Raw genomic sequence first — 25,675 nt, 5'->3', positions numbered from 1 at the left:
GTTTTTTTTGATTATACATCAGAACAGCTGTGATTACCAGAATATTTAGTTAAATATCATCAAGTCAGCACACTAGTATCCAGCAAATATACATCTGCACCTTTTCCCGCCATAATCTGTGTCTGAAGTTTTTGAATTTCCGAATCACGCCCATCTTCCTTAGAAGGAAGTACCTTCACTTTTATCTCGATCTCTTCCGTTTTCATCATAAAATTGGCGATATTATTTACTTCTTTCTGAATAGAAGGATCTGTAATTACATTCAGTACTGTTTCATCTTGTTTCTCTTTTTGCTTCTCGCATCCGCCCATTCCTGCCAACAGTATTCCAGCACATCCCAAAGTAATGATTTTTCCTACTATGTTTTTCATAAAGATTCACCCCCCTATGTTTTATTATTTAAGCCATGTATTCCACTTTTAAGAAACAATACATGGCTTAATAAAAAGAATATTTAGAATACTTTAAATATATTTGCTATTTACAATAAAGATATTCTATTTTGTTTATTTTCAGCTAATTCTACTTTGAGTACATTTCTTTCAATGATTAATTATGCCCCGTACATTGTACACGCGTTTCTGTAGTTGTGCCTACTGTGTAACCATTACCACATCGATTACACTTCATTGTTGTAGTAACTGTTCTTTTCTGATGCTGATCCGTACCATATGCATATCCATGCACGCATTTTACTGACTTATATGTTACCCATGTAGAATAAGAGTTCGACTGCAACAACGTTCCTCCACACGGACAAAGCGGTGCTCTTGGCTGTACATCCGCCGCATTTACTGATACCATACCCATTGACAAAACCATAACCGTAGCCGCTACTACCGCAAAAATTTTTCTAAATCCTTATTATCCTGCATTTTTACTTCATGTATGCTCTGTCATTTCCATTGGAAACGCCCTTCCTTAAACAACTTCTAAACATACAGATTCTTACAAAATTATTAGTCTTATCAACCTTCTGCCATTTATTCTAATATTAAATTTTAAAATACACCGGTATCACCTCATTCCTTCTTTTTTTCTCTGTAATGTTAGTTATACTTTAATTTATCAATATTATTTTTTCAACATTCTGTCCTCGAATTTATTTTTTCTGTCCTCTAATTTTAAACTCCCCGAATTCTCAGACTATTTTTTCTAAAAATATTAAAATCCTTTATATACCTTCTTTTATTGTTCATGTCATCCCTCACCTTCCCTAAACGCCTTTCAGATCTCATACGGTCGTCTGTATATTCCATATCCCATTTCTTCCATACAATTTTCTTTTTTACTGACATTATCAAAATTAATATCCTTTGTTCTAAGGATTTTCGCAGCCCAATATTGAATTATGTGAAAATTTAGCAATATAATCAAACACACATTAAAAAACGGATACGCAGAAATTTCACGTATCCGTTCATACTATTCGTCTCTTAATCAAGAGCTGTTTACATCACTTTTCTATATTTCCATCCCATTAATGTTAATCTCAACTGTTACATAAACAATTGATTTTCAATCTCTGTCATCAGCCCATCCGCAAAGTAAATATTTTTGATCTTTCCATCCTCAAACAGTACCGTCCCTTTCTGTTCAAACGATGCTTCTTCCCGGCCAATAGAATACTCCAATTCAGTTACAAATGTATAATAACTTCCCTCCGAGCTTTCTTCCGTCTGGACATCCGCACTTTTAAACGTAACTGTCACATCCCGATCCGCAGCATATACATTCAAATTCGTATAAATCCAGTACGGTATACTTTCAATTCCTTCCTCTGTAAAATATGAACCGTACATTTCATCCAGTAACTTTTGAAAATCATATACTCCATATGCACCCGGTTCTGTTGTCTCAGAAGCATCCTGCTCTGCCATCTTCGTTGCTTCTTCATAGGCATCCTGCATTTTCTGATTTGGAATTGTAAACAATTTTTCCAGTACCGTAGTTACTACTTCTTTCTCTTTTTGCTCTTCTTCTCCCTTAGAACAACCTGACAAGCTTATTATGACTGCACACAAGGAGAATACTAATATTCTCTTTATAGTTTGGTGATCCATTCCCAAGTTCCTCCAGATTTCCTTTGCATCTATTGTTTCATCAAAACTCTGATTACATAACTTCCAATAATAAATATTGGGATTAAAGAAAGTATAAAACATATAAGTTCAAAACGGCGACGTGATTTTTTCCATTCAAAAAACAGATAGATCGAAAAACTGACCGAAGACATCGTTGATACAAGATTGAGCCAGATCGAAGAAAAATTTTGTTTATACATAAACTCATATACAACTGCAGTAAGGATCACCAGTATCGCCGGGTAATTTATTTTAGATTTTCTTTTCATCATCTCACCTCTTCCTGGTGCTGAGTAGATTATTCAACCATCCCTCTACTTATCAAAACGCCTTTTTGTTTTTCAAAAAATATTATATTTTAAAATACACCGGCATCACCTCATTCCCTCTTTTTTCTCTGTTATGTTAGTTACACTTTAATTCATCACCATTGTTTTTTCAATACTCTTTTCTTTAATTTATTTTTCTGTCCTTTAATTTCCATTCTTTTTATTTTCAGTTTATTTTTTACAGAAGATATAACAATATCCCTCCATATCCGCCCATAATCCCCGGATTTAATCTCTCCTGCGGAAGTAATTGGAATTCGTCTATATCCATCCTGTTCTTTTGTTCCTTCCCAAGTACCCGATCCGCGATATCCATAATCCACAGATTACCGCCTGTTCCATGACACAGACTCCAGCTGTCACGTTTCCAGTACGTTTCTGTTTTTCGATATGCTCTTTCAATATCGTTTTTCAACCTTTCCTTCCATGCTCTGTCCGTCACACGTTGATAGCCCCACAGCCTCGCAAGTAAGATTCCGGCCGCCCCATGGCACCATGCTACGGTATCTTCTCCTTCTTCCTTATCTTTCCTTCGATCGATCCAGTTTCCTCTTTTTTCATCATAAAGGCTCTCTTCATATTCCCGGATCTTTTCTGCCAGGATTTCATACTCCTGTTTCTTCGTAAGTTCCCAAAGTGCAAGAACCGGCATCAAAATTCCTGCGTTTCCATGTGCCATTCCACTGATTGGATTTTCTCCTATTTCCGGTTTCCATCCGATTCCGCACTCCATCTTCACCGCCTGCGGAAGCATAGAGTAGACCGACTTTTCTGCCTCTTTCACATATCTCTCTTCTCCCGTCTGCTCAAACATCTGAAGGAAGACCCATGCTGCTCCCGCTTTCCCTCCAAGCAGGTCGGCACAAGTATCTTTCGGAACGATTTTTGAAACGATTTCCGCATGTTTTCTGGCATACTGTAAATAAATCGCTTCCTTTGTCAGTTGATACAGTTTTAAATAGGTATAGACGACAGAACTTTCCCCTGTATACGCCCCGGTATTTTGGGACTGTAGATTCTTTAGATCTTCCATCCCCTCATCTGTATATCGAAACAACTGTCTCTGTAACGCTTTCTGGATTCTCTCAATTCTTTCGGATTTTTGTTTTTCCTGCATTACAGTAGTAAGGAGCAGCATCCCGCTTAATCCATCATAAAAGTAAATACCCATCGGACGGATCTGCCACGCACAGCTCCCGGAAGAAGCAAAGCGAAGGACAGGCCAGCTCACCTCGCTCTTCTTCTGATTCCAGAGCGCATAACTGCACAATCTGTCTGACAGCATAGTAATGACCCGATCCAGACTTTCCTTATTCACCGTCCGTTCAAATTCCTCGTCCGCTCTGACTTCGTATATCTGATTCACAAAATGCTCTTTATTCTCCGGAATAAGTTCCATGGATGTACGAATCAGATCACACTGCTTATTCCGGTCCGATTGACCGATCCCTCCCAGACGTTCCAGAATCCGGCTGTATGCTGTCCTTTGAAAAAAGGCTTCCTCACACTTCTCCTCTCCGGCATATAAGCTCTTCTCATCCATTCCACTGGAAAAGTATGGGATGTCTCCCCGCAGCAATGCCCGGATTTCTTCCCGGACAATCCGCTCTTCCCTGTCCCGGCGTCCCCGTCCAATGGAAGACAGGAAGATTTCCCGATCCGCTCCATCCACCAGAAGGGACGGGTGATAGGAACTGTTTAACAGCATCGCGTACCGCTGCGTATGCATCAAAACAACCCTGCTTTTGAGTCCTTTCCCTTCTTCCAGAACACTTTGAAAGCTTCTTTTTTCTTTCTCCACTGCCTGATACGCCTCGGAAAATCCTCTAAGAAGATCGTCCACATATGCCGTGATCGTTTCCTCTTTTCCTTTCATCCATGCAAGATTCCTGCCTGCGGAAGTAACTCCCTCCCGGTAGGTGATATACATGTTGGAAGTCTCTTCTTCCGCCACCGCCGGAATCTGAAATGGAAGCTTTTGACCTTTCTTGCTGTGAATGGCACTCCCGTCAATTCCCTCTCCCTCTTTGTTCCACACATAAAAAGGCAGGATTCCTGTTCCAATCACCGATTCCCGGATCCAGGAATAAATTGCATCCTCCGCCGACTCTGCCTGTATCTCTTTCCCAGAACGTGCCAATGCTTCCAGATCCACGATCACCGGATATGCTCCACAGGCAATCAGATTTTCCGCATGGATATCACTCGTTCCAAGGAGATAGGAGAGAAAGAGCTGTTCTCCCAGCCGTCTGTAATACTGATGGATCTCCTGCTCCGATTCACAGCTTTGATATTCCACGATTTCACACCAGCTATGATCGCGGCAGGACAGGATTCTATAATGATACTGGCTTGAATCCGTCCTTTCACTGATCCACCCCAGAAGCCTTGTGAAAAACTGTTCGTTCTCCATAGAACGAGGTTTTAAAAGTAGCTTTTTCCCGTTTTCCAGACATATTTTCAGCACTTCTTTCCCTCCGTTATGAAGATCCGATAGTCCCGATTCTATCCCTGTGATCCTGCCGGGAATCTCCCCGTCAAAAAAGAGTTCCCCGATTTTATCAGAATCTTCCCGGAACCATTGCACTACCTGTACATAGTACTGGATCTGACACTCTATACGCTCCCGGATACATCGGCTCAATACCGGATAGGTGTCTGCGATATAATAGAAAAACTCTTTCCTTCCACATATTCGGCAAAAGTCCTGATACTCCTCTTTCGAGTCCACTCCCTTTAACATTCCTCTTTGCTTGTAACCATGCATTTCCGCAATCAAAGTGCGAAGTGCTATATTTTGCAGACGGACAGCCAGTTCATCCCCAAAATCTTCATATACGTCCGAAGTGATCTGCTCTTTCCCGGTATGTAACTGACGTTTGAATTCCTCTATTCCTGTTATCAAAAAAGGCTGGTAAAATTCTGCAAAAAACAGTTTCGTCTCTCCAATCTTTCTGCGGATTTCATCAGGTGATTTCCTCCATTCCCGGTATTCCACCCGCAGACTTCCCGTGTAAGTCCCTTTTTTTCGCTCAAATCTTTGATCTTCCAGATATGCCTGAAAATTGAGATCGTACTTCTGAAACTCTGCCACCAAAGCTTCTCCTAAAAGCGCCTCCCAGTATTGCTTTTTCTTTTTATTGACTGGTTTCTTCTGGTCTTTTCTATACTCTCTCTCCCACAAATACGTATCTTTCATAAGCTCCTCCGAAAAAAGCAGGATGCTCGCATGAACATCCTGCTCTTAAAATAATTAGCAACATAAGATTGTTAAAAAGGTATCTCCAGCCGGATTAGTAAAACGCTCTACTGCTTCTTCCAATTCCAGATCTTGCATCCCGTTTATTTCTTTTAATTCGCTTTTTAAGTCTCCGGCAGTATACAAATACACTTCTTGATTCATATTTCGTTTCTCTCCTCTAATCTCCAAAATGTAATGGTTACTATAAATTCACTTTCACGTATCTGATAAGAAAAGTCTCCTTCGTATTTACGGACAATCTTCTGTACACTTTTTATCCCATATCCATGTAGCTGATGATTCTGTTTATTGGTAATCAATTTTCCCTCTTTCTCTAATGGTCTGCCTTTGATACTGTTAGAAATAGTAATATAGAGCATCCCTGATTTCCGCATGATATTCAGCTGGATCCACCGTCTGTCATCCTGAATTTTCTCACAGGCTTCGATTGCATTATCCAAAAGATTGCTGAATAGTGTGCTGATTTCCATATCTGAAAAAGGCAGTTCTCCAATTCGATCCGCCCGGATGCGAAATGCGATCCCTTTTGACTCTGCTTTTGCCTTTTTCTGTTCCAAAAGTGTATCCAAAATTCCTACTTGAGTCCACATAGCCTTTTTTTGTACCAAAATATCATCCGACAACTCATTGAGATATGACATCAGCATATCCCATTTTCTCTCCTGTCCATACTCACGCAAAATCAGCAGATGATGCTTTATATCATGTGTCTGTATTCTGTTTTTTTCCATCATGATTTCCATTTCTTTGATATGATTCTTAGACAGTGTTCCCAGTTCCAACAACATTTCATTTTCTGTTTTCAACATTTGAAAACGATTAAAAAGCACGAAAACACCTGCTGTCAGCGCAGCTACAACCCCCATCGAAACTGCCGCTCCCAATCCTTGCGCCTTTCTGGAATCTATTGCCATATTCATCATTATTACCCGATATATCTTCAAAATTCCTAAAAATACGACACAAAGGAGTGCTAGCGTCTTTCTGTCCCCTTCTAAAACCAAGCTTTTCTCTTGCCATTTCGCCAAAAGCAACGCTACACCTGCTCTTGGTATCAAAAACAACGCACATTGCACCATGGACTGTGAAAACTTATAAATCTCTTCCCAAAATTGTTTTCCGATCATTTCCATGCTGATAAATCCACAGAAAAAATCCAGCAAAGCAAGAATCGTATAATATAGAATAATGATTTCTATTTTAATTAACATATTCTTTCTCTCTACAATCCAAGCACAGAGTAGCGTAGTTAAAATAATGAATACAAACATAGTAATAGAGAAAAAAATGATCTTTCGATTAATCCCTAACAGGATACCTGCCCCCAGAATATTCCCCCAGATCAGCACCTTCTGCCAGTTCCGCAGATATTTCTTCTCCAGCACCGTCCGGTATAATACCTGATAGCACATCCATACTTCAAAGATAGAAAGCAAAATCAATACTATGACATGGATTTGTCGTTCCATTCCCGTTCCCTCCAGTAAGCTTCAATCTTTTTCTTCGCTGCATCGATCCGGTACTGATTCAGTTCAAGTTCGTAGTCTTTCTCCATGTAGATCGTATTGTCCTGGATTCCCTGGACATTGCGGAGGTTGATAATATTACTTCGATCTGCAAGGAAAAATTCATTACTGTCCAGCTTTTTCATCAATTCGCTTAAAGGAATCCGTTCTTTGAAGTTCCCGTGGAAGGTCGCATATTCTGCATATTTTCCCATCTTTTTCTTATGGACGGTAATAATTTCACGGAAATAGACTTTTTGTTCTTTTTCTTCCGGTTCATCCTGTCGTTTCAGCATTAGATATTCATTTTTTTCTGCTCCCATCCGGCGCATGAGTTTTTCCAGGATGTGCGGCAGCCGCTCATCCATCGTTTCTTTCAGGATATACTGATCTGCCTCGATCTCATAGCTTTCCAGCGCAAATTCCGTATGAGATGTCAGGAACACAAGTCCCCGGTTCGGATATGTTTTTCGCAGAAGCCTTCCAAATTCAAGTCCGGTCATCCCGTTCCCAAGTTCGATGTCCACAAAAAAGATATCCCCTTCCTCTCCGTATTCCTGCGTCTTCGCATACTCCAGAAATGCTTCTCCCGATGAGAAAACCAGAAGTTGTGTGTTCAGAAATGCGTCCGCCGTTTCTTTGATTTTGTCCCGGATCATATCCTGCATCCATTTGTCATCATCAACGATAATAATTTTAAACATGTGATTTTTCCTCCTTCAATAGCAGATAATATCGGTTCTGATTGACATCGTGGAAAATTGCTTCTCCATCCTGTATTTGAAGGCGGAAAGTATGCTCCCACAGTCCGTCTTCCCCGTCTCCGGCAATCATTCTTCCGCAGTGATAGAGGAAGATTCCCTCCTCCTGCTCTGTCACTTTCCGGATGATATCATCCACCGCATCACTGATTCTCATAGAATGCCGGGCCGGATTCCATCGTCCAAGCAGACGGTTGACTCTTGTTTTGTTGACGACGATCTTTTCGCAGAAATGTCTCCGAAACTCTTTTCTCACCTCCTTGTCCGCTTCCAGCAGGCCGAAGATCTCTTCCGCCTCATCTTTTACATCGTCGTATGAAAAGCCAAGCTCTCCATATGCCTCCATATGGCAGAGCGCTTTCTTGAGATCTTCTTCCTCTTTCAAACGCTCATACCGATCCCTCAGCCACTGAATGCTCTCTAATAAAATCTTCCTACACTGAAGTGCGTCCGTTTTGTAAAATTTTGAGACCGCAAGTTTGATTCCTTCGACTTCTACTTTGGCAAATTTCATTTTTTCTCCCTGCGCCCTCAACTTAACTATCTTTTCGTCCTGATGAAATTGTACTACATTTCTCACTAATTTTCGCCCTGCTGGCCATGAAATCATCATTTTTGTCCTCGAATTCTCCGATTTTCCCTTTTCCTTTTTGTATTTCTACGCTTGCAAAATGTATTGAAAAGGCGGAAGATCTGATCTTCCGCCCTGCTTTCTTTGATTCTGTTTTGTTTTCTTAGCCGTTAATCATGAAGGATACGAGTTTGTCGATATCTTCCTTTTCATAGGCAATGATTTCCAGTTCCGGAATTTCTCCGTTGGAAAAGATATTTGCCAGAGATACATACTGAGACAGTTTTGATTTGAGATTCAGTCTGTCACCCTCTCCTGTTACCAGTTCCACCTTTCCTTTACAGCTGTCCACTACTTCAAAAAATTTGTCAATGTCCGTAATGTTCTGTACTTTCATCTGCGTTTCTCCTTTCTTTTTCCTGTTTGTTTCTTATATGATTTATTTGCCTGCAAGGACAATGTCCTTTTCCCTGATTTCAATCTTTTTCTCTTTCAAGAGGCGTCCCACCGCCCGTTTGAATTCGTTTTTGCTCATCTCAAATTCCGTGCGGATCGTTTCCGGCGCCGCCTTATCCGTAAATGGAATCCGGCCGCCATGTTTTTCCATGTAGTCCATCAGTTTTGCCGCGTCTACATCCATCTGGATGAATGCTTTTTCCCGCACGCTTAAATCCAGTTTTCCGTTGTCTTTGACTGCAGATACTCTGGCACGGATCGTCTCGCCTACCCGGTAGGAATGGTACACTTCCCGTTTCGGGATCAGGGCAGAGTATTTTCCGTCTACCGCCACGAAGACACCGAAGCGGTCACTGAGTTCGTAGACAATTCCTTCCACCATATCGTCTTTCTGGTACGGGGAATCGCAGGACAGCTTTTCGTAGACTTTCATGGTCGCGCACAGGCGGGAGCTTTTGTCAATGTAAAGGCTTACCAGAACGTGATCGCCCTTTTTCACCGGTCCGGTCTGCTCCCTGAATGGAAGGAAGAGATCCTTTTCCAGTCCCCAGTCGAGGAATGCGCCGTTCTTTCCGGTATCGATCACTTCCAGAACCGCCAGTTCTCCAAGGGTCAGCTTCGGCTCATTTGTCGTTGCAATGAGACGGTCTCTGGAGTCTTTATATAAAAAGACTTCCACCGGATCTCCCGGGCCCGCCCCCTTCGGCACCTGTTTTTTCGGAAGAAGGACATGCTCCTCTTCCGTTCCCAGATAGACTCCGAAATCTACCTGCTTTTCAATCGTCAATACTTGCTTTTCGCCCAATTTCATCGTTTTGTTCTCCTTTATGCTTTAGCTCCACAACCGCGTACGGTTTTCCATTCTCATCCCCAAGCAATACTGTCGAAATGCCGTCCTGTATCTTGTATGAAGGATAAAGAATGTCCCCGTAAACCGCTGATTTCTTATATTCTACCCGCAGGCCGGAAAAGTCCGGCTCCATCCCGTTTTCTTCCAGAAGTTCCACCGCCATCTGCACATACTGGCAGTTGTTGACGTGATGGTTCGTGTCTATATGATACTTCCTGACTTTGATCGGAGACGTTTTGACTCCTCCTTCCGGCATCGGCACTTTCCGGGATGCATATTCCATCGGATACGGCTCTTCCATCCCGTAGCGGCTGATTTCCTCTTCGGAAGGCCGGGTCGGACGTCCGGATGCCAGATCCATGTAAACCCAGATTGAGTTGGCATACGCCGTGACTTCTCCATTTTGATCCTTCATGACAAAGTTCCGGTCACCGAAGAATCCGTGGAATCCGGTCGGCCAGGTGCAGGTCCGGATTTCTTCTCCAAGTTTTGGATAGCGCAGGATTTCTACCTGCCAGGAAGAAAGCACCCATGCTTTTTTCTGTTCTTCGAGATACTTCGTTCCTACGCCAAGATCCTCCGACTGAAAGATGCTTGCGTCCTGGAACGAATTGATTATGCCCGGAAGTGTCATGCATCCGTTGTCCGACACTTCACTGAGCCGTACTCTTGATTTCACCTCGTACATATCATCCCTCTTTTACTTTTCTTTTGATTCTGCCACATAGCTTTTTTCCATCGTAATTACGCATTGATACCGCTCGTCCAGATGACGGATTTTCTCCATCACCAGATGAAGCAGTGTATTTTCCTCTTCTTTATCATACCCGTGGGGCATCACCATGTCAAAGATCAGATTGATCTGATGTTCGCCCGGCACCATACGGAAGTCATGAATGCTTGCTTCCGGAGCGGTCTCGGCCACAATGTGTTCCACCTTTTCCCGGATCTGAAGCACATCCTGATCTTTTGTCTCAATCGGATCCATGTGGATCAGAAGATAGATGCCCAGATATTTTCTGGCGTCCCGCTCGATCCGGTCGATGATCTCGTGGGAAACTTCGATATTCACGTCATTTGGCACTTCCGCATGGATGGACGCCATGCTCCGTCCCGGTCCGTAATTATGTACCAGCAGATCGTGTGTCCCGACAATGCCGTCGTAAGATTCCACAAATCTGGTGATTTCATCGAAAGTTTCCTGCGGGACCGCTTCCCCGATCAATGGTTCCAGTGTATCTTTTGCGATTCCGATTCCGGCCCACATGACAACGAGTGCCACGCCGATTCCGACGAAACCGTCGATATTGATGCCTGTCACACGGAAAAATAATACTGAAAGAATTGTCGCCGTTGTCGTTGCCACGTCTCCCATTGCATCGGCCGCCGTGGCCATCATGACTTTAGAATCAATCCTTTTTCCAAGCTTTCGGTTAAACGCCGCCATCCACAGCTTGACTCCGATGGACAGAATCAATATGACAACAGAAATGGTATTGAAGCTGAGGATCTCCGGATTCCGGATTCTCCCAACGGCGTCTTTCAGGAAGGTAAAGCCTACCTGCAATACGATAAATGCCACAATCAATGCCGCGATATACTCGATCCGCCCGTGTCCGAAGGGATGTTCCTCATCGGCGGGCTTTTCCGCCATCTTGACCCCGACGAGACCGATGATCGATGATCCGGCATCGGAAAGATTGTTGAATGCGTCTGCCGTAACGGAAATACTGTGAAGTATAATTCCGATGGCGCCTTTTACAAGAAAGAGAAAAACATTGCAGAGGATGCCCACTACGCTTGCCAGTACTCCGTAGGCTGTCCGCACCGCAACCGTCTCTGTCTGTTCGTAGTTTTTTACAAACCGTCTTACTAAAAATTCTGTCATTCCTTTTCCCTTTCGTCTTTTGTCCTGAAGTACTTTTTCTTTATGATCCGAAGAAGAACCATCTGATTTTGAATTTTGATGTCGCTGTCACCATCTCATATTCCTCTTCTGTCAGGACATGTTCCAGCTGCTTTTTTCCTTTTTCCGGGACGACCGCATGGACGCTGTCGATAAAGCAAAGGCTCGGATACAGAACACACCACCAGTTGTGCCCTTGGGCTTCTCCGATCTGGATCCGGAGCGCTTCATACGTTCCGGCCGGAAAGGTGATATCCCCGTAGGTCTTTTCCGGGAAGACTGTCCACTCAAGGGATGCCCGGACCGGATAGGAATATCCTTCCTTCTGGATGGTCTCTTCGGCAAGTGCTTCGATCTGCGGAAGGTGGGAGCGGATAAATGCTTTTGTCTGTGCAAGGCTTTCTGTATCCATCTCTTCTTCCATCCAGGAGACAACCGTATCCTTTACTTTCATTTTCAGGTTCTGGTCCTCTTTGCTGTCGCTGTTTGCAAGCACATGGAAGCGCAGCACTTCCTCTGCCATGTGCTCCTGTGTTTTCTCTACTTTTGCGCTGACTGTCTCCGTGCGCCAGACACACGCAGTCAGCATCAGCGAAATCATGACAGCTAACGCTGCCATGATGAGATTTCTTCTTTTTTCCATGATCCATGTCCCTCCCGTTGTTTCCATTACTAACGGGAGTATTGCCGGATCTGGTTGATTTATTCTGCTTTTTCCGGATTTTTATTCCGGCGGATCGTCTCAAGCACGGTTCTTGCCTGCTTGTCGATGTGTACGCCGATTTTTTCTTCCGCCTGCTCTTTTGCGCCTGCTTCCAGATAGGTGATCAGCTCTTTGTGTTCTTTTGAGATCTGCGGATGGAATTCCCGGTGCTTTAAGTATTCCACCCGGTACCGGTACATCTGCTCTCCCAGATTGTTCAGAAGCTGGATCAGCCTCTGGTTTTCTGTAGAGTTGTAAATGATGTCGTGGAAGTGGACGTCTGCCTCGGCAGTCCTTGTCACATCATCAGATGTCAGCGACCGGTCAAACTCTTCCGCCGCCTTTTTGAGCTCTTCAATCTGCTCCTTTGTGATCCGCTCGCAGCTCAGGCTGACCGCAAGCACTTCCAGCGCCCGTCTGACTTCCAGCACGTCCCGCATGCTTTTCTCCGTGATTTCCGCCACTTCTGCTCCTCTTCGCGGAATCATCAGTACCAGCCCTTCCAGCTCCAGCTTCCGGATCGCCTCACGGATCGGTGTACGGCTCACGCCCAGCTTTTTCGCAAGCTGGACTTCCATCAGCCGTTCTCCCGGCTTTAACTCTCCTCTCAAAATCGCCTGGCGGAGTGTATTGAACACCACGTCGCGCAGCGGAAGATACTCATTCATTTCTGCTCCAAAATCTGCTTCCATCAATCGTTCCTCCTGTTCTTTCGTACATTGTGAATGGTTGTTGTGTAAATCTGTCTTGCAAATCCTTTCTGTCGAATCTGTTCCGCTGTTTTCTTTGCCATACTGCGTTCCCTGAACAGGCCGAATACGGTAGGGCCGCTTCCGCTCATCATAGCGTTCATGGCTCCGCCGCGAAGCATCTCTTCTTTGATCTGCGTGATCACCGGGTACTGTTTCTCTGTCACACTCTCCAGGACATTTCCCATCGAGCCGGCCACACGGGTGACGTCTTTTGCCCGAAGTCCTTCGATGATTCCGTCAATGTCCGGATGATCCACGATGGCAGAAGAATCCAGCTTTTCGTAGACCATCTTTGTGGAGACGCTGATGGGCGGTTTTGCAATGAGAACGTGGCATTTTGGCATGGCCGGAAGGCGGGTAAGCTTTTCCCCGATTCCTTCTGCCAGAGCCGTTCCCCGCATGATACAGTACGGGACATCCGCGCCAAGTGTGACCCCGCGCTCCATCAGTTCTTTTTCACTTAATTTCCATCCGAAAAGCCGGTTCATCCCGAAGAGCACGGCGGCGGCGTCCGCGCTTCCGCCTGCCATCCCTGCCGCCACCGGAATGTGCTTTTTCAACGTGATGGAAACTCCGTGCTTTTCTCCAAATTCATCCAGCAGAATCTTTGCTGCACGAAACGCAATGTTGCTTTCATCCGTCGGCAAAAAAACGAGATTGGATGCAACGGTAATGCCAGGCTCTTTCCGCTTTTCCAGCGTGACCTCATCATACAGGTAGACGGTCTGCATGATCATCCTGACATCGTGATATCCGTTTTCTCTTCTTCCAAGTACATCGAGCCCCAGATTAATCTTTCCAAGTGCTTTTAACTGAATTCGTTCCATCCAATCTCTCCTTAGTTTATCCTCTTTTCTCTCCTGCCCTTTTCTTCCTGTTCCGGATCTTATAAAAGATTCTATATAATAGAAGAAACGGACAATATGTATTTTGTATACATTTCCTTATAGTATACTCAAATTTTCCTTAAAAATCAATATCCTCTCACCTGGACGCAGTCCTTTTTCCTTCTCGATTCCATTGACCTCACAGATGCTCTCTTCGGTCGTTCCGAACCGCTTGGCAAGGGAGAACAGATCATCTCCGTCTTTGACCGCATACCCTACAATACCCGGTCTCTTTGCCAGTTCTTCCATCGAGCGTTCTTCCATGGTAATGCCTTTGATATTTTCGATTTCCACCGGTTTCCTTACCAGCGCCCGGAAGCAGACGGCAGCCTTAATCTCCGCTTTCCCCTGTCCCAGAAGGTTGACTGTCAGCTGTTCGATGCAGCCGTTTAAGGAACAGCGGATATCCGGATACATTTCATTGCATTCCAGCATACAGGAAAACGGGACCATGCCCTGCCAGGTGTCAAACGGAATATCATCATCCGGCTTGACATACAAAAATCCGATGTGCAGGATTCCTTCTACCTGAATTCCTTCTTCTTTCGCTTCCGTCCGGACAATTTCAAGGCTGCCCGACGTATGGCAGATCTGAAAAATATTGTCTTTGAGTTCCGGCAGGGAAAGGGTCTCGCTGACGCTGCATTTCAGGTGGTTCTGCATCACCATCTGCTCATATTCATCCTTCTCCTTTTCAGATGTCAGATTGCAGCTTAAAGAATACAGATCCTGAAGGATTTCCACTTCTTCCTCCTCGAAAACGGAAGCTTTCACTTCCAGCGATGCCTCAATGCCGACAATCCGCATTTCTCCGTCCTCATCCAGCCGCACTTCCGCGTTTTCGTCGGTAAAAGCGCTGTCGATCTGGTGGAACATTGTCTCGTCTGCTCCCGGGCACGGAATTCTACCCTCGAAGCGTACCGGCTCCTCAATCCAGTTCAGTGTCTCATCCGGCGTCTCATAAAAGGCAAAGACAAGCAGTTCCCCTTCCACAATCAGTCCGTCCTGCACCAGTTTCGTATCCAGCCGTTGCGGTTTGATATCCGTCCACAGAAGGGAGGCAATATTTTCTTTCCCTTTCGGAAGGTGGATTTCCTCTTTGATCCGGTATGTATCACGGATGGAGGTCAGCATCTTCAGAATCTTCCGGGTCTCCTTTTTCTTACAGCACCGGTCGACGCCGTCCACGTCTATCGTCAATTCGCCTTCCTCTCCGGCTTCCGGAACCAGCACCATCTCCGCCATGGTCCGGATATTGAGCTTTCTGGAGTGAATCATCACCGCCGTCACATCGGTTCTGGTGCTTCGGATCAGCCAGTCTCCCCGTTCCTCTTCTGTGTAAACCATCTCTTCAAACGGGAACTGTCCGGAGAGTTCTGCCATCTTTTCATCCGCCTCATCGGTGACATAGAGAATTTTGAACATCAGCTTTCCATGGATTTTCACATAATGATCCACCTTTCGGATTTCCTCGATCCGCAGCGTTCCTTCGCTTTGCATGACTTTTTTGATATCCTTTTTGTTGTCCGGCACATTGTAGTCTTCATCAATCAGAAACTGGTCTGTCACCGGCTTTCCGCTCCATTGTTTCATAATCTGTTTTTTTACCAACTCCATAGGGAACCTCCTCATTCTTCAAAGACAACATGTCTGTCCTGATAATCCAGTTTCACGACAAGATAAGGCCATGTGTGTTTTTCGATGACCTGTTCCTTTTCTCCCGGTCCTTTCAGCTCCGTGCGGATATGGACGGCGTTTTCGGTCTCGTAAAGTTCTTTTACCTCAATGCTGTATCCGCTGCTCTCCTTTTTTCCATACCCTCTGACAAGGTACATCTGTCCCTGGTCCGTGTACGTCAGCTTCATCGGTTCGTCCTTTTTCTCTTCGATTTGAGTCTTTAATTCCTCCGGTATGTCTTCCTTTTCCAGGACCGTAAAGTCCAGCTCCTGCTTTTTCGTTCCTCCCAGGTCCGTGACAGAGCATCCGGACATGCATAAAATCAGGAAGACTGCAGTACAGGAGAAGATGATTTTTCGGAAATTTCCTGCTTTTTTGCTCATTCCATGCGATCCTGCAGTTTCTCTTTATCATCTTACACAAACTTCCCATAAAAAATACCAAATCTTGATTTCTTTTCGCGCATTTTTATAGTATAATAGTGTTACTTTGTAAGTACGTCTTTTTTCGACATACTGTCTATTAAATTTTATGGAAAGGAGCGTATCCCCATGATTCGCTTTATCTGTATTGTCATTTATCTGGTTGTCTATCTGATTCTTTCCATACCGGTCTTTTTTGTGGAATGGCTGATCGGAAAGAAAAACCGGCAGATGCGCGATCTTTCTTCCCTGCGGATTGTGCAGTGGGGTTTTAAATGTATCCTGAAAATCGCGGGCGTAGATGCTACGGTGATCGGACTTGAGAATATTCCGGATGAGCCGGTCCTGTTTGTGGGAAATCACAGAAGTTATTTCGATATTCTGCTGACCTATTCCAGATGCCCGCGGCTCACTGGATATGTTGCCAAAAAGGAGATGGAGAAGATTCCTCTTCTCTCCACCTGGATGAAGTATGTATACTGCCTGTTTCTGGACCGCGAAGATCCGAAGCAGGGCATGAAAACGATTCTTCAGGCGATTGACTATGTAAAGAGCGGGATTTCCATCTGTATTTTCCCGGAAGGAACGAGAAATACCGGAGAAGAGTTAAGTCTTCTTCCTTTTAAAGAGGGGTCCTTTAAGATTGCGGAAAAGGCGGGATGTGCGATTGTCCCGATCAGTTTGAATAATACCGCTCAGATTTTTGAAGCCCATCTTCCGTTTGTCCGGAAGACTCATGTGGTCGTAGAGTACGGGAAGCCGGTATATCCGAAAGATCTGGACAAGGAGACAAGAAAACATCTCGCGCCGTATTTTGAAGCGATTATTAAGGAAACGATTGAGAAAAACGCGGATATGGTATAAGGCAACAGTTAAGGGGAGACAGCGGCCCTATGAGTCACTGTCTCCCCTTTATCGTTCTGTTCTTTTAAAGATCCGCAAATTTTTTGAAACATTCCTGTATCTTCTGATACTTCTCCCATGGCACACTTCTGAGTATGTTCTGCCGTTCCACAAACTGCTCTGCAGCAGTCCTAACTGAAAAAAATACATCAAATTTTGCCTTAGTAATATATCTTCGTTTATTTAAATATCTTTTTTTCGGATCTACGGATTCTACAAACTGATTGCTTTGACAGATCAATTGAGCGTCATATGGATCGTTTTCAGCAATCGCTTTCAAAAGAAATGTTTCCATCGCTCCCGTTTCCTCAAACGGAATTACCAGTAATAATATATCCACCGTAATTTCCTTTTTCTGTCCGTTTTGCATATGACAATGAATCCATTCATTATTCTTTATCTCTTGCTGAGTTTGTACATGTCGCTCAGACATCATGTCTCTAATCTTAGTACAGAATTCTGCCTCCGTATCGACCTCATCCCGATCCGTCAGAATCACAATTTTATTATATTCTTCTTCATCGGCAGCCAGACTGTTTAGTTCCAGCATATATCCAAACTTTTCCAAAATCCGACTGGCTCCTCCGCTTCCTCCTATGCACAATAATCGCTCTTCTTTTTTGAGAACACGAAATGTTTTAAATTTTTTACTTATGAGGAAACTCTCCCGGGTGTCCTCCCACTGATATGTGTTTCTCATAAAGTACTGGATCAGAACGGAATCCGTTGAGCCTTCGCAGATTAACATACTTTTCATTTATCTCAACTCCAATCCCATTTCGTCCTGTACTTCCAACGCTTTATTTCCGGAAAGCCGCCTAACTGTGATTTTATCCTTCTTTCTGTAAAGAGTATATACTGCTGTACGACTTCTCACTTTTTCAGAACATTTTAAAACTTTATCAATCGCTTCTTTGCTGTGTGACGTTAAAAACACCTGTACATTCAGTTTAAGACAAGTTTCCAAAATCCATCGAAATGTTCTGCTCATAGCTGATGTATGAATTGCAGTTTCAAATTCATCCAGAAGCAAAATCCCGTCTTGCGCCTTTAAAACTGCACTCATCAGCAAAACTGCTTTTTTCATTCCATCGCCATATACATTCAATGGCAAAGCTTCCTGATACGACTTTGACAAGATTTTATAGATACCTTTTCCATAATTATGATTCCCTTTATCATAATTAATGCTGATAATATTTTCATCATAATCTTTTAATATCTCTAACATTTCTTCATAAAGATTCGGATATTTTAGAATATCTGTAAGATATATATCTGCATCCGTATGACTGGATGGCGCAATATAGACTATATTATGTTTTTGCTTTCCTTCTGTTCCAACGGAAGCGGTATCTAAACGTCTTTGCCCCTCATACACCCAGCCTTTTGCCACGGTCGAATCATTGATTCGGATACAAAGCTCCATCTTTCCCACTCTCTGAAGCATTTCTTCTGAATCGCTTGGGGCATAATTGACAATTTCTCTTACTTGATTATACTCAGATTCGGTCATCTCTTCGTCTATAATCCGTGCATCAACTCGTATTCTTTCTTTTACAACATGTTTTGATATAGAGTCCTGGCTTTTAATAGTGTATTCGATACTCTTATCTTTTTCATTGATATTAAATAGGTCATAGAATCCTTCATAAAAAGAATATGCCGACGCTGACGATCCCTTTCTTAACAACGTCCCCCACATTTTGAGGCTTTCTGGATTACTGTAACTTTCTATGACTTCGAGTACACTTGTTTTTCCAGAATTATTATCCCCTGTCAGAATATTAATACTGGAAAGCTGATCTAATTGTAATGAAGAAATTCCTCTGAACGATTGAATGTCCAGACTATTAATATATGTCATTCGCCTTTCTTCCTCTCTGCCCACTACATTCTCTCACCTTACCTGGTCATTTTTCAAAAAGGCCTCAATGCCGATGACTGCCTCTTCTTCGTCGTCACCCTCTGCAGTGATCTCGATCTCCATTCCCTTTGATGGTCGGAAAGCCATCATCCCCATAATACTCTTTGCGTTGATATGCATATCGCCGCTCTTTAACATAATCCTGCTCTGGAACTGGCATGCAATACGAACCAGTTCTGCGCCCGGTGCCTCATATCTGCTTTCGATATCTGCTGCTATCACTTTTCGTGTGGTCATATTGACTCCTCCTTCCATCTGGAAATGTTCTTTTTTTAAGTTTATTATATACCAGTTCCCCGGGGCTTTCAATTTGAAGTTGCGGATTTTTTCTTTCCCTTTGCCCGGATGAGTGCTATAATGTTTCCAGTATTATGCTGAAAAAAAGGCCGTACGCTCTTTTGTGCGGCAAAAAAGGAGTGTGTCCTATGTTGGAACGTAATTTGACATTATTGACAGATTTGTATGAACTGACAATGATGCAGGGATATTTTAAGGAGAAGGATCACGACAAAGTCGTTGTATTTGACGTCTTTTACCGTGCCAACCCTTGTAATAATGGCTATTCCATTGCAGCCGGGCTGGATCAGGTGATCGAGTATATCAAGGGGCTGCATTTTTCGTATGAAGCAGTGGATTATTTAAGAAGCCTGCACATTTTTGATGAAGATTTCCTTCATTATTTAAGTGGATATCATTTCAGCGGTGATATCTACGCAATTCCGGAAGGAAGTGTGATTTTCCCAAGAGAACCGATTATCAAAGTCGTTGCCCCGATTATGGAGGCCCAGCTGGTGGAGACGGCGATTTTGAATATCGTAAACCACCAGTCTCTGATTGCTACCAAGACTGCCCGTGTTGTCTACGCGGCAAACGGCGGCGGCATCATGGAGTTCGGCCTTCGCCGTGCCCAGGGGCCGGATGCCGGACTTTACGGGGCGAGAGCTGCCATGATCGGCGGCTGCGTCGGCACATCCAATGTTCTGGCCGGACAGATGTTTGATGTTCCGGTGATGGGAACCCATGCCCACAGCTGGATTATGAGTTTTCCAAATGAATACGAAGCATTTAAGGCGTACGCCCGGATGTATCCTGATTCCTGTACTCTGCTTGTGGACACATATGACACCTTAAAATCCGGTGTACCGAACGCGATCCGTGTGTTCAGTGAGATGCGGGAAGAGGGAATCCAGTCGAAAAGCTTCGGAATCCGTCTTGACAGCGGCGACCTTGCATATCTTTCTAAGAAGGCACGTAAGATGCTGGATGACGCAGGATTCCCGGAGGCGAAGATTTCCGCTTCCAATGATCTGGATGAATATCTGATCCACGATCTGAAGCAGCAGGGAGCAGCCATCGACGTCTGGGGTGTGGGCACTCACCTGATCACGTCCAAGGACTGCCCGTCCTTTGGCGGCGTCTACAAGCTGGCGGCTATTCAGGATGAAAACGGCACGTTTGTTCCGAAGATCAAGCTGTCGGAGAATACGGAAAAGATTACCAATCCGGGCAACAAGACGATCTACCGGATCTACGAGAAGGAAAGCGGCAAGATCAAGGCAGACCTGATCTGTTTTGCAGATGAGACTTTCGATGAAAATGACGATCTGCTTCTGTTCGACCCGATCGAAACATGGAAAAAGACGAAGTTAAAAGGCGGCACTTACACGATGCGTGAAATGCTCGTTCCGGTTTTCATCAACGGAGAATGCGTATACCAGTCTCCGACCGTGATGGAGATTGCGGATTACTGCCGCCAGGAAAAAGATACACTGTGGGATGAGACAAAGCGTCTCTTCTACCCTCACAATGTCTATGTCGATTTATCTGACCGGCTGTATCAGGTGAAGAAGGAACTGCTCGATCAGATGAGTATGGATAATTTATAAGGAGGATTTGATTATGAGAATTATTGTATTAGCAGGAGGACTCAGCACCGAGCGTGACGTTTCTTTAAGTTCCGGTGCAGGGATCTGCCGTACCTTACGTGAGAAAGGCCACGACGCTTTTCTTCTGGATCCGTTCCTCGGGCTTCCGGATGCCGGGGATGATCTGGAAGCGGTCTTCAAAAGACCGGACGCAGGTCTTGGAATCGCATCCGGAATCCGCTCCACAGAGCCGGATCTGGAAGCGGTAAAGGCATGCAGAGAAGACAAATCAGACTGCTTTTTCGGCGCCAATGTCATCGAACTTTGCCGGCTTGCGGACATCGTATTTATGGGACTTCACGGAGACGTGGGAGAAAACGGAAAACTCCAGGCATCCTTTGATGTCCTCGGTATCCGTTATACCGGCCCAAGTTCCCTTGGCTGCGCCCTTTCCATGGATAAAGAAATTACGAAGGTGATCTTCGAGGCAAACCAGATTCCGACTCCAAAGGGAACCTGGATGAAAAAATCTGCTTCGGATCATTCCCTTGCTTCCACCGGACTTTCTCTCCCGCTCGTGGTAAAACCGTGCTCCGGAGGTTCCAGCATCGGCGTTTATTTCGCCCACACTGAGGAAGAATTTGACCAGGCTGTCCGGGAATCCTTCCGCTATGAAGACGAGATTATTATTGAAGAGTATATTAAAGGAAGAGAACTCGCCTGCGGCGTCATCGATGGAAAGGCTCTTCCTGTTATCGAAATCTGTCCGAAAAACGGCTGGTTTGACTATGCGAACAAATATCAGGACGGCATGACAGAGGAGATCTGCCCTGCCCGGATTCCGGAAGAAACAGCACTTCGGATTCAGGATATTGCGGAGAAGGCATTCAAGGCGCTCAAACTTGACGTGTATGCCCGTGCCGATTTCCTTCTGACTGAGGACGGCAGCATTTACTGCCTGGAATACAACAGCCTGCCTGGAATGACAGCCGCAAGTCTTCTTCCAAAAGAAGCAAAGGCGGCCGGAATCGAATTCGGCGACCTCTGCGAACTGCTGATTGAAAAATCCATGGATGCCCGTTACCGCGGGTAATTACCAAAGACAGGAGAACACATATGAAAGAATTATCACTGGCAGCTATTGCCTCCGCCTGCGGCGGTACCTGCTACGGACCGGAAGAGCTTCTCAGCCGGGAGATTACCGGCGTGGCAATTGACAGCCGCAAGATTGAAGAAGGATTTCTCTTCGTTCCAATCAAAGGTGCGCGCGTAGACGGACATGATTTTATAGAACAGGTTATGGAGAAAGGAGCACTGTGCTCCTTATCCGAACATTCCCTGGGAGACGTCCCGTACCCGTATATTGTTGTAGAGTCCACCGAACAGGCGCTCAAAGATCTGGCCCGCTATTACCGCAGCCGGCTGAATCTGAAAGTGATCGGCATTACGGGAAGCGTCGGCAAGACCAGCACCAAAGAGCTGATCGCCTCTGTTCTGGCGCAGAAATATCACGTACTGAAAACAGAAGGAAATTATAATAATGAGATCGGTCTTCCGCTGACCATTTTCCGGCTGACCGAAGAAGATGAAATCGCGGTTCTCGAAATGGGAATCGACCATTTCGGAGAAATGCACCGTCTGGCGGATATTGCAAGGCCGGATGTCTGTGTCATCACAAATATCGGATACGCACATCTGGAAAGTCTCGGTTCCCGTGAGGGAATCCTCAAAGCAAAGACTGAAATGTTCGATCACCTGCAGGATGAGTTCTGTGTTGTTTTAAATGGAGATGATGATATGCTGCGCACGGTCTCTGATGTGCGCGGGCAGAAACCGGTATTTTTCGGCATCGATTCTGCCGCTCCGGTTTTCGCATCCCACATTGAAAACAGAGGACTCAAGGGAACACTCTGCACAATCCAGCTTCCGGCATGCGGCGATTTCCCGGAGGCAACGATTCAGGCCGACATCCCGATTCCAGGAAAACACATGGTCTACAACGCTCTCGCAGGAGCTTACATCGGCCGCCTCTTCGGACTCTCAGCCGAGGAAATCGAATCCGGTATCCGGACTCTCCAGCCGGTATCCGGACGGAATCACCAGATTGAGACCGATACTCTGACCATTCTGGACGACTGCTACAATGCCAATCCTGCATCCATGCGGGCATCCCTCGATGTCCTCGCCATGGCTTTGGGACGCCGCACCGCGGTTATGGGGGACATGAAAGAATTAGGCAAAGACGAAGACCGCCTTCATTTTGAAACCGGAGAATACGCTGCCCGCAAAGGCATCGACCAGATCATCTGCATCGGACCTCTGGCCGAACACATGTATCAGGGTGCCAAAAATATTGCCTCCGGCAATACCGTACTCTACTATCCGGACAAAGAACGCTTTTTAAACGACGTCTCTTCTTTATTTCAAAAGGGGGATACCGTCCTTGTAAAAGCTTCCAATTCCATGAAATTCTCTCAGATTGTGGAAACATTAAAAGAATTCGGCTGTAATGGATACTGCCACACAGGCAACAGCACGGAAAAAGGAGAAACATTATGATGGATTACCAGATCCTCGCCCTGGATCTTGACGGCACACTGACCAATTCCAAAAAGGAGATCACACCTCAGACCAAAAAGGCACTGATCCGGATACAGGAAAACGGAATCAAAGTAGTCCTTGCAAGCGGACGCCCTACAACCGGCGTCCTTCCTCTTGCAAAGGAACTGCAGCTGGAACGCTTTGGAAGCTACATTCTCTCCTTCAACGGCGGACGCATCACCGACTGCCGGAGCCGGGAGATCATCTACAACAGACTCCTTCCAAAAAACATTGCTGCACCTCTGTTTGAAATCGTCAGACACTTTGATGTCGACATTGTAGGATATTCCGAGAAGGCCATACTGTCCGGGCTCCACACGAACCAGTACACCGAACTGGAATCCCGGATCAACGGGCTCCCGGTCCGCCATATCGAACCATTTACCGAACATATCGAGGCAGACAACAACAAGTTCCTCATCACAGGAGAACCAGATGAAATCGCCCGTGTAAAAGACAAGCTCATCCCGCACTTTCACGGACTGCTCAACATCTACTGCTCCGACCCGTTCTTCCTCGAAATCATGCCGCAGAACATCGATAAGGCACACTCCCTTGAGAAACTCCTCTCAAGCATCGGGCTGACCACCGACCAGATGATCTGCTGCGGAGACGGCTACAACGACATCACCATGATCCAGTCCGCAGGACTCGGCGTCGCCATGGCAAACGCACAGCCCGCCGTCAAAGAAGCCGCCGACTTCATCACACTCTCAAACGACGACGACGGCATCCTCTACGTCATCGGGGACGTGTTCCGATGCTTCGGAACCTGTCCCCAATGAATTTTCCATGAAAATGCCCGCCAGCCCTTGATTTTACTGGGCTGGCGGGTGTTTTTTGCGTTTTGGGGACGTGTTCCGGCGTTTCAGAACCTGTCCCCAATGAAAATTTTAAGAAAAAGCCCTCTAGCCCTTGATTTTACTGGGCTGGAAGGCATTTTTTGTATTTTGGGGACGTGTTCCGGTGAATCGGAACACGTCCCCAAAAATTATTCAAACATCCGGGCTGCGTCTTTGAGGAGTTGGCGGATCTGGAGGTGTTGTGGGCAGGCTTTTTCGCATTTGCCGCACTGGATGCAGTCGGATGCTTTTCCTTTTTCTTTTGTGATGGTCTGGTAGTCTTCTTTGCTTTTTTCGTTTTCGTACTGGATTTTGTCGTTGACGCAGTTGAAGATTTCCGGGATCGGGATCTGTTTTGGGCATCCGTCGGTGCAGTACCGGCATGTGGTGCAGGAGATCATTTTCTGTGCGTTGAAGATCTCTGCTGCCGTTTTGACTGCGTCCTGTTCTTCGGGTGTGAGTGGCTGGAACCGGGTCATGAAGCTTAAGTTATCGTTCATCTGTTCCATGTCGCTCATACCGGAGAGTACCATCATGACATTGTCAAAGCTTGCAGCGAAGCGGATGGCGTAGCTTGCGTTTGTTCCGCCGTGGAGTGCGTCGAGTGTGTCCTGTGCTTTTTTCGGCAGGCGGATGAGTTTTCCTCCTTTGACCGGTTCCATGACGATGACCGGCTTTCCGTGTTTCCGGCAGACGTCATAGCAGGCTTTGCTCTGTACTTCTTCATCAAGGTAGTCTGCATAGTTGAACTGGAGCTGTACGACTTCCAGCTCCGGGTGATCTGTGAGAATGCGATCCAGTACTTCGGCGCTGTCGTGGAAGGAGATTCCGACGTGGCGGACTTTTCCTTCTTCTTTTAATCTCTGAGCTGTTTCATAGGCGTGGCATTTCTGGAATTTTTTATAATTTTCTGCATTCTGTGCGTGCATCAGGTAGAAATCGAAGTAGGACACGCCGCACGCTTCCAGCTGGCTTTCAAAGAATGGGCGGATATCTTCTTCTGTCTCGAAGTATGGTTCTGTCAGTTTGTCTGTCAAAATAAAGCTTTCTCTTGGGTACCGTTTTACAAGGCATTCCCGGATGGCTGTCTCGCTTTTTCCTTTTAAGTAGCCTCTGGCCGTGTCAAAATAATTGAATCCGGCCTCCAGGAAGGTGTCTACCATCCTGGTAAATTCCTGCTGATCTACTTCTTCGCCGTTCATTGGAAGGCGCATGCATCCGAATCCAAAATTCTTTTTTACATTTTCAAATCTGTTGCTCATGTTGTCTTCACCGCTTTCTTTTTTCTTCTCCTTTTATTGTAATCCAATCTTTCATCCCAGGCAATCATTTCTCGCACACAAAAACTCCGCCTGCGGGAGAAGGAATCCCG

Annotated in this window: 25 protein-coding genes; 5 read left to right on the top strand and 20 right to left on the bottom strand. The window is 45.2% G+C overall.

All coding sequences use genetic code 11. The annotated features are described in order from the left end of the window. Window positions 1-59: 59 nt before the first annotated feature. The 16 genes from FGQ85_RS10740 to FGQ85_RS10670 all read right to left on the bottom strand — a co-directional run bounded on the left by FGQ85_RS10740 (window position 60) and on the right by FGQ85_RS10670 (window position 16,126). On the bottom strand, window positions 60-371 hold the full coding sequence (locus FGQ85_RS10740) for a hypothetical protein (protein WP_138373446.1): 312 nt from the start codon (window positions 369-371) through the stop codon (window positions 60-62). Between the two features lie 1,128 nt (window positions 372-1,499). After that, a complete protein-coding gene (locus FGQ85_RS10735; protein ID WP_138373445.1) occupies window positions 1,500-2,003 on the bottom strand; it encodes a hypothetical protein in 504 nt (167 codons plus the stop codon). Between the two features lie 588 nt (window positions 2,004-2,591). Then, window positions 2,592-5,612: a type 2 lanthipeptide synthetase LanM family protein gene (locus tag FGQ85_RS10730; RefSeq protein ID WP_138373444.1), complete on the bottom strand. Its 3,021-nt coding sequence runs from the start codon at window positions 5,610-5,612 to the stop codon at window positions 2,592-2,594. A 54-nt stretch (window positions 5,613-5,666) separates the two neighbouring features. Next, window positions 5,667-5,816 carry a hypothetical protein gene (locus tag FGQ85_RS18390; protein WP_162610124.1) on the bottom strand — a complete coding sequence of 50 codons (150 nt, stop codon included), beginning with the start codon at window positions 5,814-5,816 and terminating at the stop codon, window positions 5,667-5,669. Then, window positions 5,813-7,024: a sensor histidine kinase gene (locus FGQ85_RS10725; RefSeq protein ID WP_171027940.1), complete on the bottom strand. Its 1,212-nt coding sequence runs from the start codon at window positions 7,022-7,024 to the stop codon at window positions 5,813-5,815. The genes FGQ85_RS18390 and FGQ85_RS10725 overlap by 4 nt, the downstream gene beginning before the upstream one ends. Window positions 7,025-7,119: 95 nt before the next feature. Next, window positions 7,120-7,884: a LytTR family DNA-binding domain-containing protein gene (locus tag FGQ85_RS10720; protein WP_138373442.1), complete on the bottom strand. Its 765-nt coding sequence runs from the start codon at window positions 7,882-7,884 to the stop codon at window positions 7,120-7,122. Beyond that, a complete protein-coding gene (locus tag FGQ85_RS10715) occupies window positions 7,877-8,455 on the bottom strand; it encodes a hypothetical protein (protein WP_138373441.1) in 579 nt (192 codons plus the stop codon). The genes FGQ85_RS10720 and FGQ85_RS10715 overlap by 8 nt, the downstream gene beginning before the upstream one ends. A gap of 220 nt (window positions 8,456-8,675) precedes the next feature. Beyond that, window positions 8,676-8,909 carry a polya polymerase gene (locus tag FGQ85_RS10710; protein WP_087167095.1) on the bottom strand — a complete coding sequence of 78 codons (234 nt, stop codon included), beginning with the start codon at window positions 8,907-8,909 and terminating at the stop codon, window positions 8,676-8,678. 42 nt (window positions 8,910-8,951) lie between these two features. Then, window positions 8,952-9,779 carry a S1-like domain-containing RNA-binding protein gene (locus FGQ85_RS10705; RefSeq protein WP_118636084.1) on the bottom strand — a complete coding sequence of 276 codons (828 nt, stop codon included), beginning with the start codon at window positions 9,777-9,779 and terminating at the stop codon, window positions 8,952-8,954. After that, window positions 9,745-10,506, bottom strand: coding sequence for an acyl-ACP thioesterase domain-containing protein (locus FGQ85_RS10700; protein WP_087253702.1), 762 nt, complete (start codon window positions 10,504-10,506; stop codon window positions 9,745-9,747). The genes FGQ85_RS10705 and FGQ85_RS10700 overlap by 35 nt, the downstream gene beginning before the upstream one ends. A gap of 12 nt (window positions 10,507-10,518) precedes the next feature. After that, complete coding sequence (locus tag FGQ85_RS10695) at window positions 10,519-11,706, bottom strand: cation diffusion facilitator family transporter (protein WP_138373440.1); 1,188 nt, start codon at window positions 11,704-11,706, stop codon at window positions 10,519-10,521. Window positions 11,707-11,746: 40 nt separating this feature from the next. After that, the gene (gene spoIIR / locus FGQ85_RS10690; RefSeq protein ID WP_138373439.1) at window positions 11,747-12,367 is read right to left on the bottom strand and encodes a stage II sporulation protein R; all 621 of its coding nucleotides are present in this window, start codon (window positions 12,365-12,367) and stop codon (window positions 11,747-11,749) included. A gap of 59 nt (window positions 12,368-12,426) precedes the next feature. Further along, window positions 12,427-13,119, bottom strand: a complete 693-nt coding sequence (locus FGQ85_RS10685) for a GntR family transcriptional regulator (protein ID WP_087167090.1) — start codon at window positions 13,117-13,119, stop codon at window positions 12,427-12,429. Then, window positions 13,119-14,006: a 4-(cytidine 5'-diphospho)-2-C-methyl-D-erythritol kinase gene (ispE, locus tag FGQ85_RS10680; RefSeq protein WP_087167089.1), complete on the bottom strand. Its 888-nt coding sequence runs from the start codon at window positions 14,004-14,006 to the stop codon at window positions 13,119-13,121. Before ispE ends, FGQ85_RS10685 begins: the two co-directional genes overlap by 1 nt. 117 nt (window positions 14,007-14,123) lie before the next feature. Continuing rightward, a complete protein-coding gene (locus FGQ85_RS10675; RefSeq protein ID WP_087253694.1) occupies window positions 14,124-15,683 on the bottom strand; it encodes an SPOCS domain-containing protein in 1,560 nt (519 codons plus the stop codon). A gap of 11 nt (window positions 15,684-15,694) precedes the next feature. Continuing rightward, the gene (locus tag FGQ85_RS10670; RefSeq protein WP_087167087.1) at window positions 15,695-16,126 is read right to left on the bottom strand and encodes a protease complex subunit PrcB family protein; all 432 of its coding nucleotides are present in this window, start codon (window positions 16,124-16,126) and stop codon (window positions 15,695-15,697) included. Between the two features lie 168 nt (window positions 16,127-16,294). On the opposite strand from FGQ85_RS10670, the gene FGQ85_RS10665 reads away from it, so the two are divergent. Next, window positions 16,295-17,029: a lysophospholipid acyltransferase family protein gene (locus FGQ85_RS10665; RefSeq protein WP_118636088.1), complete on the top strand. Its 735-nt coding sequence runs from the start codon at window positions 16,295-16,297 to the stop codon at window positions 17,027-17,029. 64 nt (window positions 17,030-17,093) lie between these two features. Here the strand turns inward: FGQ85_RS10665 and FGQ85_RS10660 are convergent, their stop codons facing one another. From FGQ85_RS10660 to FGQ85_RS10650, 3 genes are read right to left on the bottom strand one after another with little or no spacing between them, the layout of a single operon-like run. Then, a complete protein-coding gene (locus FGQ85_RS10660) occupies window positions 17,094-17,816 on the bottom strand; it encodes a DUF3226 domain-containing protein (RefSeq protein WP_330616859.1) in 723 nt (240 codons plus the stop codon). A gap of 9 nt (window positions 17,817-17,825) precedes the next feature. Then, the gene (locus FGQ85_RS10655) at window positions 17,826-18,935 is read right to left on the bottom strand and encodes an ATP-binding protein (RefSeq protein ID WP_087167084.1); all 1,110 of its coding nucleotides are present in this window, start codon (window positions 18,933-18,935) and stop codon (window positions 17,826-17,828) included. A gap of 33 nt (window positions 18,936-18,968) precedes the next feature. Then, window positions 18,969-19,232, bottom strand: coding sequence for an HPr family phosphocarrier protein (locus tag FGQ85_RS10650; protein WP_087167083.1), 264 nt, complete (start codon window positions 19,230-19,232; stop codon window positions 18,969-18,971). A gap of 188 nt (window positions 19,233-19,420) precedes the next feature. Here FGQ85_RS10650 and FGQ85_RS10645 point away from each other — a divergent pair, with 188 nt between their 5' ends. From FGQ85_RS10645 to FGQ85_RS10630, 4 genes are read left to right on the top strand one after another with little or no spacing between them, the layout of a single operon-like run. After that, window positions 19,421-20,881: a nicotinate phosphoribosyltransferase gene (locus tag FGQ85_RS10645; protein ID WP_087167082.1), complete on the top strand. Its 1,461-nt coding sequence runs from the start codon at window positions 19,421-19,423 to the stop codon at window positions 20,879-20,881. Window positions 20,882-20,894: 13 nt separating this feature from the next. Beyond that, window positions 20,895-21,953: a D-alanine--D-alanine ligase gene (locus FGQ85_RS10640; protein WP_138373438.1), complete on the top strand. Its 1,059-nt coding sequence runs from the start codon at window positions 20,895-20,897 to the stop codon at window positions 21,951-21,953. Between the two features lie 23 nt (window positions 21,954-21,976). Further along, window positions 21,977-23,419, top strand: a complete 1,443-nt coding sequence (gene murF, locus FGQ85_RS10635) for a UDP-N-acetylmuramoyl-tripeptide--D-alanyl-D-alanine ligase (protein ID WP_138373437.1) — start codon at window positions 21,977-21,979, stop codon at window positions 23,417-23,419. Next, window positions 23,416-24,246 (top strand): Cof-type HAD-IIB family hydrolase, encoded by an 831-nt coding sequence (locus tag FGQ85_RS10630; protein ID WP_330680249.1) that lies wholly within the window; start codon window positions 23,416-23,418, stop codon window positions 24,244-24,246. Before murF ends, FGQ85_RS10630 begins: the two co-directional genes overlap by 4 nt. Window positions 24,247-24,452: 206 nt before the next feature. On the opposite strand, the gene FGQ85_RS10625 is transcribed toward FGQ85_RS10630, so the two are convergent. Continuing rightward, window positions 24,453-25,565, bottom strand: a complete 1,113-nt coding sequence (locus FGQ85_RS10625; RefSeq protein ID WP_138373436.1) for an aldo/keto reductase — start codon at window positions 25,563-25,565, stop codon at window positions 24,453-24,455. Window positions 25,566-25,675: the final 110 nt, after the last annotated feature.

The organism is Pseudoflavonifractor sp. BSD2780061688st1 E11, assembly GCF_005844125.1.
In the GTDB taxonomy this organism is placed as follows: domain Bacteria; phylum Bacillota; class Clostridia; order Lachnospirales; family Lachnospiraceae; genus Sellimonas; species Sellimonas catena.
This window is presented reverse-complemented; position numbering and strand designations above follow the sequence as displayed.

Excerpts from the sequence above, each read along its gene's own strand:
- FGQ85_RS10740 (WP_138373446.1), bottom strand. The coding sequence starts at position 371 with ATGAAAAACATAGTAGGAAAAATCATTACTTTGGGATGTGCTGGAATA.
- FGQ85_RS10730 (WP_138373444.1), bottom strand. The coding sequence starts at position 5,612 with ATGAAAGATACGTATTTGTGGGAGAGAGAGTATAGAAAAGACCAGAAG.
- FGQ85_RS18390 (WP_162610124.1), bottom strand. The coding sequence starts at position 5,816 with ATGAATCAAGAAGTGTATTTGTATACTGCCGGAGACTTAAAAAGCGAA.
- FGQ85_RS10720 (WP_138373442.1), bottom strand. The coding sequence starts at position 7,884 with ATGTTTAAAATTATTATCGTTGATGATGACAAATGGATGCAGGATATG.
- FGQ85_RS10715 (WP_138373441.1), bottom strand. The coding sequence starts at position 8,455 with ATGAAATTTGCCAAAGTAGAAGTCGAAGGAATCAAACTTGCGGTCTCA.
- FGQ85_RS10710 (WP_087167095.1), bottom strand. The coding sequence starts at position 8,909 with ATGAAAGTACAGAACATTACGGACATTGACAAATTTTTTGAAGTAGTG.
- FGQ85_RS10705 (WP_118636084.1), bottom strand. The coding sequence starts at position 9,779 with ATGAAATTGGGCGAAAAGCAAGTATTGACGATTGAAAAGCAGGTAGAT.
- FGQ85_RS10700 (WP_087253702.1), bottom strand. The coding sequence starts at position 10,506 with ATGTACGAGGTGAAATCAAGAGTACGGCTCAGTGAAGTGTCGGACAAC.
- FGQ85_RS10695 (WP_138373440.1), bottom strand. The coding sequence starts at position 11,706 with ATGACAGAATTTTTAGTAAGACGGTTTGTAAAAAACTACGAACAGACA.
- spoIIR (WP_138373439.1), bottom strand. The coding sequence starts at position 12,367 with ATGGAAAAAAGAAGAAATCTCATCATGGCAGCGTTAGCTGTCATGATT.
- FGQ85_RS10685 (WP_087167090.1), bottom strand. The coding sequence starts at position 13,119 with ATGGAAGCAGATTTTGGAGCAGAAATGAATGAGTATCTTCCGCTGCGC.
- ispE (WP_087167089.1), bottom strand. The coding sequence starts at position 14,006 with ATGGAACGAATTCAGTTAAAAGCACTTGGAAAGATTAATCTGGGGCTC.
- FGQ85_RS10675 (WP_087253694.1), bottom strand. The coding sequence starts at position 15,683 with ATGGAGTTGGTAAAAAAACAGATTATGAAACAATGGAGCGGAAAGCCG.
- FGQ85_RS10670 (WP_087167087.1), bottom strand. The coding sequence starts at position 16,126 with ATGAGCAAAAAAGCAGGAAATTTCCGAAAAATCATCTTCTCCTGTACT.
- FGQ85_RS10665 (WP_118636088.1), top strand. The coding sequence starts at position 16,295 with ATGATTCGCTTTATCTGTATTGTCATTTATCTGGTTGTCTATCTGATT.
- FGQ85_RS10660 (WP_330616859.1), bottom strand. The coding sequence starts at position 17,816 with ATGTTAATCTGCGAAGGCTCAACGGATTCCGTTCTGATCCAGTACTTT.
- FGQ85_RS10655 (WP_087167084.1), bottom strand. The coding sequence starts at position 18,935 with ATGACATATATTAATAGTCTGGACATTCAATCGTTCAGAGGAATTTCT.
- FGQ85_RS10650 (WP_087167083.1), bottom strand. The coding sequence starts at position 19,232 with ATGACCACACGAAAAGTGATAGCAGCAGATATCGAAAGCAGATATGAG.
- FGQ85_RS10645 (WP_087167082.1), top strand. The coding sequence starts at position 19,421 with ATGTTGGAACGTAATTTGACATTATTGACAGATTTGTATGAACTGACA.
- FGQ85_RS10640 (WP_138373438.1), top strand. The coding sequence starts at position 20,895 with ATGAGAATTATTGTATTAGCAGGAGGACTCAGCACCGAGCGTGACGTT.
- murF (WP_138373437.1), top strand. The coding sequence starts at position 21,977 with ATGAAAGAATTATCACTGGCAGCTATTGCCTCCGCCTGCGGCGGTACC.
- FGQ85_RS10630 (WP_330680249.1), top strand. The coding sequence starts at position 23,416 with ATGATGGATTACCAGATCCTCGCCCTGGATCTTGACGGCACACTGACC.
- FGQ85_RS10625 (WP_138373436.1), bottom strand. The coding sequence starts at position 25,565 with ATGAGCAACAGATTTGAAAATGTAAAAAAGAATTTTGGATTCGGATGC.